18 protein-coding genes are annotated in these 14238 nt (G+C 44.5%); 2 read left to right on the top strand and 16 right to left on the bottom strand.

Annotated elements, in window-relative coordinates; all coding sequences use genetic code 11:
- Nucleotides 1-46 precede the first annotated feature (46 nt).
- Complete coding sequence (locus tag ACFPFU_RS06615; protein ID WP_377062732.1) at nt 47-1969, top strand: sigma-54 interaction domain-containing protein; 1923 nt, start codon at nt 47-49, stop codon at nt 1967-1969.
- A gap of 74 nt (nt 1970-2043) precedes the next feature.
- Here the strand turns inward: ACFPFU_RS06615 and cysM are convergent, their stop codons facing one another.
- The 4 genes from cysM to ACFPFU_RS06595 are packed head-to-tail and all read right to left on the bottom strand — an operon-like array spanning nt 2044 to nt 4657.
- Complete coding sequence (gene cysM / locus ACFPFU_RS06610) at nt 2044-2922, bottom strand: cysteine synthase CysM (protein ID WP_377062730.1); 879 nt, start codon at nt 2920-2922, stop codon at nt 2044-2046.
- 44 nt (nt 2923-2966) lie between these two features.
- Nucleotides 2967-3800: a serine O-acetyltransferase EpsC gene (epsC, locus tag ACFPFU_RS06605; protein WP_377062728.1), complete on the bottom strand. Its 834-nt coding sequence runs from the start codon at nt 3798-3800 to the stop codon at nt 2967-2969.
- Between the two features lie 10 nt (nt 3801-3810).
- A complete protein-coding gene (locus tag ACFPFU_RS06600) occupies nt 3811-4389 on the bottom strand; it encodes a hypothetical protein (RefSeq protein ID WP_377062726.1) in 579 nt (192 codons plus the stop codon).
- On the bottom strand, nt 4370-4657 hold the full coding sequence (locus ACFPFU_RS06595) for an FtsB family cell division protein (RefSeq protein WP_377062724.1): 288 nt from the start codon (nt 4655-4657) through the stop codon (nt 4370-4372). The genes ACFPFU_RS06600 and ACFPFU_RS06595 overlap by 20 nt, the downstream gene beginning before the upstream one ends.
- Nucleotides 4658-4908: 251 nt before the next feature.
- On the opposite strand from ACFPFU_RS06595, the gene ACFPFU_RS06590 reads away from it, so the two are divergent.
- Nucleotides 4909-5646: a DUF3891 family protein gene (locus ACFPFU_RS06590; RefSeq protein WP_377062722.1), complete on the top strand. Its 738-nt coding sequence runs from the start codon at nt 4909-4911 to the stop codon at nt 5644-5646.
- Nucleotides 5647-5682: 36 nt separating this feature from the next.
- Here ACFPFU_RS06590 and eno read toward each other — a convergent pair whose 3' ends face one another.
- From eno to rplO, 12 genes are all read right to left on the bottom strand, one after another.
- Nucleotides 5683-6960: a phosphopyruvate hydratase gene (gene eno, locus ACFPFU_RS06585; protein WP_377062720.1), complete on the bottom strand. Its 1278-nt coding sequence runs from the start codon at nt 6958-6960 to the stop codon at nt 5683-5685.
- 21 nt (nt 6961-6981) lie between these two features.
- Nucleotides 6982-8073, bottom strand: coding sequence for a glutamine-hydrolyzing carbamoyl-phosphate synthase small subunit (gene carA / locus ACFPFU_RS06580; protein WP_377062718.1), 1092 nt, complete (start codon nt 8071-8073; stop codon nt 6982-6984).
- Nucleotides 8074-8199: 126 nt separating this feature from the next.
- Nucleotides 8200-8814, bottom strand: a complete 615-nt coding sequence (gene rplQ, locus ACFPFU_RS06575) for a 50S ribosomal protein L17 (protein WP_377062716.1) — start codon at nt 8812-8814, stop codon at nt 8200-8202.
- Between the two features lie 6 nt (nt 8815-8820).
- The gene (locus ACFPFU_RS06570) at nt 8821-9810 is read right to left on the bottom strand and encodes a DNA-directed RNA polymerase subunit alpha (protein ID WP_377062714.1); all 990 of its coding nucleotides are present in this window, start codon (nt 9808-9810) and stop codon (nt 8821-8823) included.
- Between the two features lie 33 nt (nt 9811-9843).
- Nucleotides 9844-10449, bottom strand: coding sequence for a 30S ribosomal protein S4 (rpsD, locus tag ACFPFU_RS06565; RefSeq protein WP_377062712.1), 606 nt, complete (start codon nt 10447-10449; stop codon nt 9844-9846).
- A 19-nt stretch (nt 10450-10468) separates the two neighbouring features.
- Complete coding sequence (rpsK, locus tag ACFPFU_RS06560; protein ID WP_377062711.1) at nt 10469-10867, bottom strand: 30S ribosomal protein S11; 399 nt, start codon at nt 10865-10867, stop codon at nt 10469-10471.
- Nucleotides 10868-10882: 15 nt separating this feature from the next.
- Entirely contained in the window at nt 10883-11260 is a 378-nt protein-coding gene (rpsM, locus tag ACFPFU_RS06555) for a 30S ribosomal protein S13 (RefSeq protein WP_377062710.1), read from the bottom strand.
- A gap of 5 nt (nt 11261-11265) precedes the next feature.
- The gene (ykgO, locus tag ACFPFU_RS06550) at nt 11266-11382 is read right to left on the bottom strand and encodes a type B 50S ribosomal protein L36 (protein ID WP_009053196.1); all 117 of its coding nucleotides are present in this window, start codon (nt 11380-11382) and stop codon (nt 11266-11268) included.
- A gap of 57 nt (nt 11383-11439) precedes the next feature.
- Complete coding sequence (gene infA, locus ACFPFU_RS06545) at nt 11440-11658, bottom strand: translation initiation factor IF-1 (RefSeq protein ID WP_015264095.1); 219 nt, start codon at nt 11656-11658, stop codon at nt 11440-11442.
- 2 nt (nt 11659-11660) lie between these two features.
- Nucleotides 11661-12434 (bottom strand): type I methionyl aminopeptidase, encoded by a 774-nt coding sequence (gene map / locus ACFPFU_RS06540; protein ID WP_377062708.1) that lies wholly within the window; start codon nt 12432-12434, stop codon nt 11661-11663.
- Between the two features lie 2 nt (nt 12435-12436).
- Nucleotides 12437-13753 carry a preprotein translocase subunit SecY gene (gene secY / locus ACFPFU_RS06535; protein ID WP_377062706.1) on the bottom strand — a complete coding sequence of 439 codons (1317 nt, stop codon included), beginning with the start codon at nt 13751-13753 and terminating at the stop codon, nt 12437-12439.
- Nucleotides 13754-13756: 3 nt separating this feature from the next.
- Complete coding sequence (gene rplO / locus ACFPFU_RS06530) at nt 13757-14203, bottom strand: 50S ribosomal protein L15 (protein WP_377062704.1); 447 nt, start codon at nt 14201-14203, stop codon at nt 13757-13759.
- Between the last annotated feature and the right edge of the window lie 35 nt (nt 14204-14238).

Here is a 14238-nt window from a genome sequence, read left to right as displayed (position 1 = left end):
ATTTAAAATAAATCCTTTAACACCTCTTTGCTAGGATCTTCCAACGATGGTTACAAAAACCCAAACTGACGACATTAACCGCTTGGTAAGGTTTATTGTGGAGCATACCCATACCAAGTTTGGCCGGGATTATTTTAAAGTATTGGTAAGGCATCTTTCGGAAGCCTTGGAGGTAAAGGGGGCTTGGGTCACAGAACTGCTGCCGAAAGAACAAACACTCAGGTCATTTGCTTTCTGGTTCAATGGGGGTTATGTAAATCACTATGAGTACAGTTTGACAAATACACCTTGCGAAAGGGTGATCACGGATAAGGCTTGTTTTTTGGTTGCGGAAAGGGTGATTGAATTGTTTCCTGACGACCCTGACCTGGAGCCTCTAAATGCGGTCAGCTATATGGGACAGCCGCTTTTTGGTGAAGACGGCGATGTTCTGGGTCACCTGGCCATTATTCATGATGCCCCACTACACCCCTCTGAAGAGCAAGAGGCCGTTTTCAGTCTTTTTGCCCAGCGAGCCAATGCAGAGTTGCTGAGACTTAAAGCGAACGAAGCATTGTTTGAGAAAAAAAAGCATCTATCTGCTCTCATTGAAAATATGAATGATGCCATTTTGGAAATCGACAGTTTAGGCTTTGTATCATTGACCAATCCGGCCGCTTCCATACTTTTTGGCCTAAAAGAAAGTGAACTGTCAGGCAGTTTGGTTTATAGCCTGTTTGAAGAAGACAGCGCTGCCTATTTGAGAGGGGTCCTAAAAGCGTCCAGAACCCAACCAGAAGGCACGGTTGAAACGGGGTCAAATAAAGAATTGCAGGTTTTCAACAAAAATGGGGATATCGTTCCCGTGGGGGCATCTATCTGCCGGTATCAGGTGTCACATGAGCTTTACCACACGTTGCTATTGAGAAACCTAAAAGAACTGAGACGAGCAGAACAACGTATCAGAATTCTGGAAGATGATGCTTCCCATCTAGGCCTTGGGGACAAAAATTCAACGCCCATCTTGGGCGAATGCAGTGCGCTGCGAAAGGTACTGGAGGACATTCAGCATGTGGCTAAAAGCAACAGCACCGTGCTTTTATTAGGTGAATCAGGTACGGGAAAAGAAGTGTTTGCAAGAAACATCCATGAAAGAAGCCTGAGGAGCCATAAACCTCTGATCATTGTTAATTGCGCCGCCATTCCTTCCAATTTGATTGAAAGCGAATTTTTCGGACATGAAAAAGGTGCTTTTACGGGTGCGCTGCAAAGGAGAGAGGGCCGGTTTTCTTTGGCAGACGGAGGCACTTTGTTCCTCGATGAGGTGGGTGAGCTTCCCTTAGATATGCAGCCAAAGCTCCTGCGGGTATTGCAAGAGGGAGAATTTGAGACCTTGGGCGGTAACCGGACGGTAAAAGTGGATGTAAGGGTGATCGCTGCCACCAATCGAAACCTACACGAAATGGTCAAAGCAGGTACTTTTAGAGAGGATTTATATTACCGCCTGAATGTCATTCCCATACACCTGCCCTCACTGCGGGAAAGAGAAGGGGATGTCGTACTTCTAGCGGATTTATTCATAAAAAAATTCAGCAGGCAAACCGGAAAAAAAATACTTCCTCTCAACGCCGGTTCCATAGCACTCCTTTTATCCTACCAGTGGCCGGGAAATATCCGTGAACTTCAGCATGTGATAGAAAGAGCTGTTATTTTGGCAAAGGATGAAAACCTCCAACTGGAAAGGTTTATCCCCTCTGAATCGCTGAATGTAAGTCCCGAAAATGAACATGGGATGATTATCAGTGACCAAAAAATCCTAACGGCTCATCAACTCGAAGCATTGGAACGGAAAAACCTGCTCAACGCATTGGAACAAACCGCATGGAAAATATCAGGGAAAAACGGCGCCGCGTCGCTCTTAGGTATCCCTCCATCTACACTGAGTTCCAAAATCAAGGCTTTTGGATTAAGGAGACGAAGCCCAAATTAGGATTTTTCTCTTCTGATGATCGCGGATTTCCTCTTTTCAGAGGGATCTCAACACCCAATCTAAAATCAGGGACATCAACCAAACAGGTCCAAACTCAAATAGCGGTCTCCCCTATCACAGGTGACGCAGACGATCAGGCCCTCTTCCAGTGTTTTCGAAAGTTCGAGGGCAGCGTGCAATGCCCCTCCACTGCTCATGCCTGCCAGTATCCCCTCTTCCTTTGCCATCCGGCGGGTCATCAGGGTCGCCTGCTCCTCACTCACATCCAGTACCTCATCCACCCGGGCCGGATCGTAAATTTTAGGAAGAAACTCCGGTGACCACCTTCTGATGCCCGGAATACTTGAACCGTCAGTAGGTTGGGTGCCCACGATGCGTATGGCCGGATTCTTTTCCTTCAGGTACCGTGAAACGCCCATGATCGTACCCGTGGTACCCATAGCGGAAACAAAGTGGGTAATTCTCCCTTGTGTATCTTTGTAAATTTCAGGACCAGTGGTGTGGTAATGGGCCCAATAGTTGTCGGGGTTGGCAAACTGGTTAAGCATATAATAGCCTTCATTTTCGGCCATTTCTTCTGCTACTGTCCTGGAATACTCTATGGTTCTCTCGGCTGGAGTAAGGATGACTTTTGCACCATATGCTTCCATAGACAGCACCCTCTCTTTGGTTGAGCTGTCCGGCATCACGAGCGTCATTTCCACCCCCAACAAATTGGCCACCATGGCCAAGGCTATACCTGTATTGCCGCTGGTCGCCTCTACCAGCCTGGATCCTCTTCGGATTTCGCCTCTTTCAATTGCTGCCCGGATCATGTTATAGGCAGCCCTGTCCTTTACAGAGCCACCGGGATTCTGTCCTTCCAGCTTACAAAAAATTTTTACTTTGGGATTTGTAGGAATATGTACTAACTCAATCAATGGCGTATTGCCGATCAGTTCAAATAACTTCATCTATGTTGGGATTGTAAATGGATATCAAGACAACAACCTGACACTCATGCATCGTTTTTCAACACATAAAAATCGGTCAGATTAGATGATCCGTCGTATATTTTTGTTTGGTAATAAATTTTACTTTTGGGTGGGATACTTTTCGTTAGCCACACGTTTCCTCCTACGACACTTTCTCTTCCTATCACCGTGTCCCCGCCCAATATAGTGGCCCCTGCATATATCACCACATGGTCTTCAATGGTAGGATGTCTTTTCTTGTCCGCATCTTCTTTATTCACACTCAAGGCTCCCAGGGTCACGCCCTGATACAGCTTCACGTGATCCCCCACTTGGGTAGTTTCACCTATTACGATACCCGTACCATGATCAATACAGAAATACCTCCCTATAGTAGCGCCCGGATGAATGTCCACGCCTGTTTTGCTATGGGCGTACTCGGTAATCATCCTCGGTATAAGTGATACGCCCAGTACATATAACAAATGGGCAATCCTGTAAGCAGAAACGGCATAAAAACCGGGATAGCAGCGGATGATTTCTGTCTTGGACTTGGCAGCTGGGTCGCCTGCATACATGGCATCCAAATCTTCCTGAAGAAGTTGGTAGATATCCTCCAACTGTTCAAAAAAAGCCGCTCCCAGTTTCTCTCCGTCACCTCCATGAAGGTTATTGTGGTTAAGAAGTATTTTTTTCAACTGAACCTGAAGGTCAAACAGCTTCATTTCAAGACTGCCCCTTTCTCTGAGAATTTCATTGGTATGTTCGGGAAACAAAACCCCCAGGATATCCTCAAAAAATCTTCTGATAATTTTAGGGGAGGGACATTCGGGACAAGAATTGTGGGCTTGATGCAGTCGGTCTATAAATGAAGCCATGATCGTTGCTTTAAAATACAAAACCCACTCTTATCACATAAGGTTCATTATAAGGCGACCTAAGATTATCATAGGTAAGGTTGTAGAGCAGCATGAAATTCATACCTCCCCTATTTCCAAAAGGCGTAAAATATCCTGCCCCCATCAATAATCCAGGGACCCAATCCCTGGTGAAAATCACCTCACTGGAATTGGGAACTTCATTGGCGACCTCCACATTCAATACTTCATATTCGGCATGGGCAAAAATGCGTGGCAAAACATTGTAGCGGTTGAATATTCTCCCCCCATAGACATGAGCAGCTGCATTCCGATAAAACCGGTTATTGAAATACTGGTAGGTAGCCCCGACTCCTGCAGAGTACTTTTCGGTGACCATGACCCCTGCCAAAGGGGAAACGTCTATAAACGTAAGGGTACCAAATTGGAGACTCAGGTTTCCTCCAAAATACATCCTTTCCTTTAAAGGCGGGTGATCTTCAAGGTATATTTCCCGCTGGGCATAGAGGTCATTTAAGCCTGCTGCTATAAGGAATAGCGACAATAAAAAAGCTGGGGGAAACGGGTTTTTATTTTTCCACAATAACATACAGGTCCTCTGTTTTTCTTTTCATCAAATACCTTTCCCGGGCAAATTTTTCAAGCAGCTCATAATTACTCATCAGCTCTTCCCTTTCCTCCTGGATTTTTTCCTTTCGTTCCAAGTAAAACTCCTTCTGTTTTTCCAAATCCTTAAGTTTTGCCCTAAGCGTAAAATGACTTACGATATCATTGGTGTCCATAAAAACCATCCACGCAATAAATAAAACGGTAAAAATAAAGTAGAAGTTTTTGGTGTATTTCAGGTATTTTGCCATAACCCATGCGTTTTTTACAAATATATAAATTCATATCAAGATTTAGATGAAATGAAGCAAGTATCAAAAAAATCAGGTTGCGAGGGGCTTTCTTCCATATCCGCCTGCTCCATAAAGCACCTTTATTTATCTACAAACGCAAGACATCGGACCTAAGTTGTCTTCTTCCAAAATAGCGAGAACCCATATGCCAGTTGACCGGACCGAAATCCTGGTAAACTTTTTGATCCTGCTTGGCAAATATATTCTTTATGATAGTAAATGATCTGGAAAGCCACTTTGAAATCATCTTTCAACGGGCACATGGTTTAATGGCGGCCAACCTTGCCCATCATCTGAAACCCTCCGTCTGGCCAAGGGATAAATTCTGGCTGGAAACTTTGGTGGCGATAGCCGATCACGATGACGGCAGAATGGGTTGGTCAGGAAATTTCCATATCAATGGAAAAGGCTACCCAAAATCTTATAAAGAGTTTGCGTTCGACAGTGACCAGGTTGTCCGGATATCACATACCGCTGCCTGTAAATCCACTTGGATAGCTTTGCTGATTTCCAAACATTTGGAAGAATTATATAAAAATGTCGATCAAATCAACGCCCGAAAATTTATAGCGGAACAGAAGGACAGACAAAAAAAATTTCTCCGGCGACTATCAATCGGTGAAAAAGAGGCGGAAAATTATTATCGTATTCTAAAATGGAGTGATGAACTTTCTTTAACTATCTGCCAAAATGCGTTGCCGTCCGATGGGACCAAGAAGCTTTTGGAGACGGTTATGAACAGAAAACGTTCCTATTTGTCAAAATCCAACGGAAAATATGTACTCGAACCGTGGGTTTTTGAAGGTCCGTCATTAACCGTTGGCGTTGAGTACAGAAACATTCCACATCGTAGGTATGAAAACGATGATGATTTACACACTGCCTTGGATCAGGTTCCGGTAAACATCAAATCGGTTTGCCTTCAAAAACCGGAAAAGCAGCCCTGAGGCTGCTTTTCATGGCTTAATGACACTTATTGGCCTTTAAAATTTCAAACCCGGGAAATAAGCTGAATCCCCTAATTGCTCTTCGATTCTCAAAAGCTGGTTGTATTTCGCCATCCTGTCTGAGCGGGAGGCAGAGCCTGTCTTGATTTGCCCGGTATTCAGGGCGACCGCCAAATCAGCAATGGTAGCATCTTCGGTTTCACCTGACCGGTGAGACATCACGGACTTGTACCTGTTCCTATGACACAGGTCCACCGCGTTGATGGTTTCGGTCAAGGAGCCTATTTGGTTTACTTTTACCAAAAGGGCATTGGCAATGTTCTCATCGATACCTTTCTGCAACCTTTCTACATTCGTTACAAACAGGTCATCCCCAACGATCTGGATTTTGTCTCCAACTGATTCCGTCATCAGCTTCCATCCTTTCCAATCATCCTCGTGCATGCCATCCTCTATGGACTTGATAGGATATTTGCTTACCCAATCTTTCCAGTAATCCGCCATTTGCTCAGAAGTCAGTTCATCACCGGTGGATTTCTTGAAAACGTATAACCCCCTTTCTTCGTCATAAAACTCAGAAGAAGCCGCATCCATGGCAATGAATACATCTTCACCAGGTTTGAAACCCGCTTTTTCTATAGCCTGTAGCACTACTTCTATGGCTTCTACGTTTGACCTCAAGTTAGGGGCAAAACCTCCTTCATCACCTACATTGGTGGATAAGCCTTTGGATTTCAAGACAGATTTAAGATGGTGAAAAATCTGTGTTCCCATTCTTAAAGATTCTGAGAAAGATTCGGCTCCCGCAGGCATCACCATGAATTCCTGAAAATCGATGGCATTGTCAGCATGTGACCCACCATTGAGGATGTTCATCATGGGCACAGGAAGTGTGTTGGCGTTAACCCCTCCGATATATCTATACAGAGGCTGTCCGGCTTCCATAGCGGCGGCTTTGGCCACGGCAAGAGAAACACCCAAAATGGCATTGGCTCCCAACTTGGATTTGTTTTTTGTGCCATCCAGACTGATCATGAGCTGGTCGATCTGGTTCTGTTCAAAAACATCAAAACCTACCAATTCAGGGGCAATCACATCATTTACATTGGCTACCGCTTTCCGCACGCCTTTGCCCATATATACGTTTTTGTCCTCATCCCTGAGCTCTACTGCTTCGTGGACACCCGTAGAAGCGCCGCTAGGTACCGCGGCCCTACCAAATGCCCCATTGTCAGTAACCACGTCCACCTCCACGGTAGGGTTGCCTCTGGAATCTAAAATCTGTCTAGCGTGAATAGATTGTATCAATGTCATAACAATAAATAGGTTTATGATTTAATTCTGAATGAAAGAAATGAACTGGTCAAATAAGTACCTTGAATCATGCGGGCCGGGAGAGCTTTCCGGATGGTACTGTACTGAAAATGCGGGCTTGTTTTTCAACCGGATACCTGCCACAGTCCCGTCATTGAGATGAACGTGGGTCACTTCGAGTTCCGGATTGTTTTCGATATCCTCTTTATTGACTACAAACCCGTGATTTTGTGAGGTGATTTCGCTTTTACCGCTGAGTAAATTTTTAATGGGGTGGTTCAATCCCCGATGCCCATGGTGCATTTTGTAGGTGGACACGTTACAGGCCCGTGCCAAAATCTGATGCCCGAGGCATATCCCAAAAAGGGGCTTGTCCAAGGCTAAAATCTCCCTGGTCGTCTCCACGGCATATTCCATCACGGCGGGATCCCCCGGACCGTTGGACAAAAAGTAAGCGTGAGGACCCCATGCCTCCATTTCAGCCAGAGAGGTTTTCGCCGGAAAGACTTTACAGTAAATCCCTCTTTCTGAAAGACATCTCAGTATGTTTTTCTTGATTCCATAATCCAGGCAAGCCACTTTGATCGGAGCATCTTCACTACCAAAGTAATAACTTTCCTTGGTGGACACATGGGAGGAAAGCTCCAGGCCATCCATATCAGGAACTTTCGCCAATTCTTTTTTGAGCTCCTCCAAATCTTCGATATCGGAGCTTATGATGGCATTCATGGCTCCTTTGGACCGGATATGGCGCACCAGCTTTCTGGTATCCACATCCGCTATCCCGGTTATACCGTGAAATTCAAGATATTCCTGCAAGGATTGTTTGGCATCGAGGCGGCTATATACCTGGGAAAAGTCATTCACCACAATACCGGCAATCAGGGGATGCTCGGATTCCGCTTCTTCATCGATCACCCCGTAGTTACCGATATGGGGCGTGGTATTGACGATGATCTGTCCGGTATAGGAAGGGTCGGTGTAAATTTCCTGATAGCCGGTCATTCCGGTGTTAAAACATATTTCTCCGCCGTTGGTCCCATGATTACCTACTAAGCTTCCGGTAAAAACGGTGCCATCGGCCAAAAGAAGGGTTGCTTTTTTCTTATTCATTTTTATTTTTGATAGGCAAATTTAAGAATTTTCTAAGTAGATGACAGCAAAAAAGCAGAAAGGATATAAAAAAAGGGATTGAACCAAAGTCCAATCCCCTTAATTATATTAATGTTCAAGCATAGATTATTCTGCTTTCTTATCATCATTGGCAGTTTCAGAAGCTTCTGAGTCTTCTTTTTTAGAACTTTTGTCAGTCTTGGCAGCAGCTTCAGGAGCAGCAGCTTTGTCTTTCTCACCTTTCTCTTCCTTCGAATCAGCCACCTCATCGGCCACATTCTCCTCCTGAGCTGATGAGCTGGCGGCTCCGGCTTTACCGGCACCCCTTCTGCTTCTTCTTCTGCCCGCTTTTTTGGCAGGCTGAGCTTCCTTAAGCATCAATTCATTGAAATCCACCAACTCGATGATACACATTTCCGCATTGTCGCCCAACCTGAATCCTGTTTTGATGATTCTGGTATATCCTCCGGGACGGTTGCCTACTTTTTCCACCACTTCACCGAAAAGGGTTTTAATGGCCTCCTTGTGTTTCAAATACGAAAAGACAACCCTTCTGTTATGCGTAGTATCCTCTTTGGCTCTCGTAATCAAGGGCTCCACATATTTCCTCAGCTCTTTTGCTTTGGCGACGGTGGTGCTGATGCGTTTATGCTCCAAAAGCGACTTAGCCATATTGGAAAGCATGGCCTTCCTGTGTGAGGCGGTTCTACCAAGATGGTTAAATTTTTTACCGTGTCTCATTTTTAATTATTCTTCATCAAGTTTATACTTAGAAAGATCCATTCCAAAAGTAAGTCCCTTTTCCTGGATCAGCTGCTCCAATTCAGCCAAGGATTTTTTACCGAAGTTTCTGAATTTCATCATATCCGAAATTTCCAACCTGGCAAGATCTCCCAATGTTTTGACATCGGCAGCTTTCAGACAGTTGTAAGCCCTTACTGAAAGATCAAGGTCGCTGAGAGAAGTCTTCAAAAGCTTTCTCATATGCAGGTATTCCTCATCTATCGGCTCAATGGCTCCACTGCCTGGGGCATCGATGACCATGGTCTGATCTGAAAACAGCATAAAATGCTGGATCAGGATCTTGGCGGATTCCTGGAGGGCTTTTTCCGGATGGATAGAGCCGTCTGTAGACACTTCCATGATCAACTGTTCAAAGTCAGTCTTCTGTTCCACCCTGGTGTTTTCCACCCTGTATTTTACATTTTTGATAGGCGTGAAAATGGCGTCAATGGGAATTACCCCATATATCTGTTCTTTTGGTTTGGACTCCTCAGCAGGTAGATACCCTCTGCCTTTATCAACTGTCAGTTCTATTTCCAAGCTTCTGGATTCATCCAGGTGGCATATGACCAAGTCAGGATTCAATACCTCAAAGGATGAAGTGAATTTGGCAATATCTCCGGCAGTGAAAACATCCTGATTCTTTACCTCTACAGTAATCTTATTGTCGATGGCATCATGGATTTTCTTGAATCTTACTTGCTTTAAGTTCAGGATAACATCAGTAACGTCTTCTACCACACCTTCGATGCTGGAAAATTCATGTACCACCCCGGGAAGCTTCACTGAAGTGATCGCATAACCCTCCAAAGAAGACAAAAGAATTCTTCTCAGCGCATTACCAATAGTAACCCCGTATCCTTTTTCAAGTGGTTTAAAGGTAAACAAGCCATGAAAGTCATCGGCTTTTTCCATCACCACTTTTTCGGGCATTTGAAATGCTAATATGGACATATCGATAGTTCTTTTTAGTCGGAAAGTTAATTATTATTTAGAGTAGAGTTCAACAATCAGCTGCTCTTTGATGTTTTCAGGAATATCCTCTCTGACAGGGATACTGACAAACTTACCGCTGAGAGATCCGTTGTCCCACTCAAGCCATGAGAACCTGCTGCCTCCCCGGCCTCTCAGGCTTTCTGTAATCGCTTCCAGGGATTTTGATCTTTCCCTTACAGACACCACGTCGCCGGGTTTCAAAAGGTAAGATGGGATATTCACCACTTCACCATTCACAAGGATGTGCTTATGGGAAACCAATTGCCTGGCGCCTCTACGGGTAGGTGCAATCCCAAGTCTGTACACCGTGTTGTCCAGACGGGCCTCCAATAACTGCAGTAAATTCTCCCCTGTAACACCTTTTTTTCTGGATGCAATGTCAAACATTCTGGCAAATTGTCTTTCCAGAATGCCGTAGATGTATTTTGCCTTCTGCTTTTCCATCAATTGGATGGCATATTCCGACTGCTTCTTTCTCCTGCCCCTGCCGTGCATGCCGGGAGGATAGTTTTTCTTTTGAAGAACTTTGCTTTGCCCGTCAATAGGCTCGCCGAATTTCCTGGCAATCTTTGCTTTTGGACCTTTATATCTAGCCATGCTTTATATTCTCTTTAAATTAAACTCTTCTACGTTTTGGTGGGCGGCATCCGTTATGGGGAAGTGGCGTCACATCAATGATCGTAGTTACATCCAAGCCAACATTCTGCAGCGTCCTGATGGCCGATTCCCTTCCGGCACCGGGCCCCTTTACAAAAACTTCAATCTTCCTGAGTCCAAGGTCATAAGCCATCTGGCCGCAATTCTGGGCAGCCATTTGTGCCGCATAAGGCGTGTTCTTTTTTGATCCTCTAAAACCCATTTTACCGGCAGAAGCCCAAGAAATAACCTGGCCGGAGTTATTGGTAATGGATATGATGATGTTGTTAAAGGACGCTTTGATATGGGCCTGGCCCACTGCTTCCACCTTAACAACCCTCTTTTTTCCTTTTGCTTTTTCGTTTCTTTTCTGAGCCATATTCTATGTCAGGATTTATTTAGTTGCCTTCTTTTTGTTAGCAACAGTTTTACGCTTGCCTTTTCTGGTTCTGGCGTTGTTCTTTGTTTTCTGTCCCCTAACAGGAAGTCCTTTTCTGTGTCTCAAGCCTCTGTAACATCCGATGTCCATCAGCCTTTTAATACTAAGCTGTATTTCAGATTTCAAAACACCTTCTGTTTTAAATTCCTCAGCAATAATATTCCTGATAGCAGTAGATTCATCGTCATCCCATTCTCCTGCTTTTTTGTCATAAGAAATTCCTGCTTTCTCGAGGATGGCCCTGGCAGAGCTTCTGCCTATACCAAAAATGTAGGTAAGGCCTATCTCACCACGTTTGTTGTCGGGAATGTCAACACCTGCAATTCTAGCCATAGTAATTAACCTTGTCTTTGTTTAAACTTAGGATTCTTTTTGTTGATCACATAAAGCTTTCCTTTTCTCCGGATTACTTTACAATCAGCACTTCTTTTTTTAATTGATGCTTTAACTTTCATGTCAATATCGCGTTATTCATTAATTCGGTAAAACCCAGACCTAAACGGTTCCCGGTTTTACTTATATCTATATACTATCCTGCCCTTAGAGAGGTCATACGGAGACATCTCCAATTTAACTTTATCTCCTGGCAAAATCTTAATATAATTCATACGCATCTTACCGGAAATATGGGCAATCAGCTGATGCCCGTTTTCCAGCTCCACCTTAAACATTGCATTGGACAATGCTTCGATGATGGTACCATCTTGCTCTATAGATGCCTGTTTAGCCATATTTAGGATTTAAAATTTTCTTCTATATAACGATGTGTCGTTAAGACTTCGGTTTTGTCTTTGAATATCGCAACGGTATGCTCATAATGCGCGGATGGCTTCCTGTCAGCCGTTCTGATGGTCCAGCCATCTCTTTCCTGCACCACATTCCGGGTACCCAAGTTAACCATGGGCTCAATGGCGATCACCAACCCCTCTTTCAGAAGCGGTCCGCTGCCTCTTTTTCCATAGTTGGGCACTTCGGGAGCTTCGTGCAGACTTTTGCCTACCCCATGGCCCACCAGTTCCCTCACTACAGTGTACCCTTGTGCTTCAACATACTTTTGGATCGCATTGCCGATATCCCCCACTCTATTTTCGAATATTGCATTTTCAATACCCAAATAAAGGGATTCCTTGGTCGCTTTCAAGAGGGCCACTACTTCTGGGGAAACTTCACCAACAGGGTAAGAATACGCGGAATCGCTATGATAACCTTGGTGAAAGACTCCACAATCTATTGAGATTATATCGCCATCTTTCAAAACATACTCGCCGGGGAATCCATGAACCACTACTTCGTTCACAGAAATACAGAGCGCGTAGGGAAATCCATTGTAACCTTTGAAGGACGGAACGCCCCCGCTGTCCCTGATATATTCCTCGGCAATTTTATCCAAAAAAGAGGTCTTTACCCCTTCTTTTACATATTTTGCTACTTCTCCATGCGCCTTTCCAAGGATCAGCGCACTTTCTTTTATTATTTCAACCTCTTCCCGCGTCTTATAGTGTATCATATTTAAGCCACCGCGTAACTGGAAGGGTCGTTTTTCATGTTGCCGCTCTTCATCATGCCTTCATAATGACGCATCAACAAATAACTTTCTATTTGTCTTAATGTATCCAATATAACCCCTACCATAATCAGAAGGGATGTACCTCCATAGAATTGGGCAAACTCCCCACTTACACCCGCAATGATGGCAAATGCAGGCAGGATGGCCACAATCGCCAACAAGAAAGACCCTGGTAAAGTGATCCTGGAAATGATGTTATCAATGAAATCCGCTGTGGGGGCACCAGGCTTGATTCCCGGCACAAACCCGCCATTCCGTTTCATATCCTCAGCGATCTGCTCCGGATTTACCGTAATCGCGGTATAGAAAAAGGTAAACAGGATGATCATTATCGCAAACACCAGATTGTACTGCCATGACGTAAAGTCTGAAAAGGTTGTCCCTATATACGACGCAATGTCACTGGTATCTGCCCAAATCTGCGCAATCAATGCCGGCAAAAACATCAACGATTGCGCAAAGATAATCGGCATCACTCCGGAAGCATTTACCTTGATAGGTATATACTGCCGCTGACCTCCGTAAACTTTCCCTCCTACGACCTGTTTTGCATATTGTACTGGAATTCTTCTTGTAGCTTCTGTCAACGCAACCACGCCCACCACTACAAAAAACAAGATAACGGCTTCAATGATAAGCAGCAGGATCCCTCCCCCGCCTTTTGAAAGGCTTTCTGCTATGATCGCTCCAGGCAAGGCTGAAATGATACCGATCATGATCAGCATGGAAATACCGTTTCCTATGCCTTTTTCCGTGATCTTTTCACCGATCCACATACAAAACATGGTCCCCGAGGTGAGCAACACCAAAGAACTTGCCATGAACAGGGTCTTGTTCACCACCACGGCCTCATCAGGGATGGTTGCGGTAATGTAGCCGATACCCTGGGCAAGGGTGATCAATATGGTAAGGACCCTTGTAATCTGGTTGATCCTTTTCCTTCCGGATTCACCTTCTTTTTGGAGTTTTTGAAAATACGGAACACCAACAGTTAACAACTGCAAGACGATAGAGGCGGAAATATAAGGCATGATCCCCAGACCAAAAATGGAAGCCCTACTAAAAGAACCTCCCAGGAAAGTGTCTATCAAACCAAATATTCCAGAAGCAGCCTCTCCAAGACGACTTGGGTCAACCCCAGGGAGAACGATAAAAGACCCTATCCTAAATACCACCAGTAAACCCAGTGTATTCAGAATACGGATCCTTAGATCTTCTATGGAAAAGATATTCTTAACTGTTGTAATGAACTTTTTCATTGATTAAATCTTATTAACAGTTCCTCCGTTTTTTTCTATGGCCGCAACAGCGGAAGCAGAGAAACCGTGGGCACTTACACTGATTTTTGAGGTAAGTTCGCCTGTTCCTAGGACTTTTACAAGATCTTTTTTGGAAACTATGCCGTTTTTCACCAATGTCTCAAAATCAATGGTGTCTGTTCCGAGTTTGTCAGCCAATTCCTGAAGGGCTGCCAAATTCACAGGTTTGTATTCAACCCGGTTTCTATTTTTGAAACCAAATTTAGGAATCCGCCTTTGGAGAGGCATCTGCCCACCTTCGAAACCCAATTTGGCCGAATATCCAGACCTTGACTTCGCACCTTTATGTCCTCTGGTGGAAGTACCGCCACGACCAGATCCCTGGCCTCTGCCGATCCTTTTTCTGCCTTTAACAGAACCTTCGGCTGGTTTTAATGTATGTAGTTTCATTTAAAGTAAATTTTTTAAGGAGAAGTTCACAACCG

This window comes from Negadavirga shengliensis, from assembly GCF_042652345.1.
In the GTDB taxonomy this organism is placed as follows: Bacteria; Bacteroidota; Bacteroidia; order Cytophagales; family Cyclobacteriaceae; genus Negadavirga; species Negadavirga shengliensis.
The sequence above is the reverse complement of the archived record's forward strand: the minus strand, read 5'-3'. Positions and strand labels throughout refer to the sequence as shown.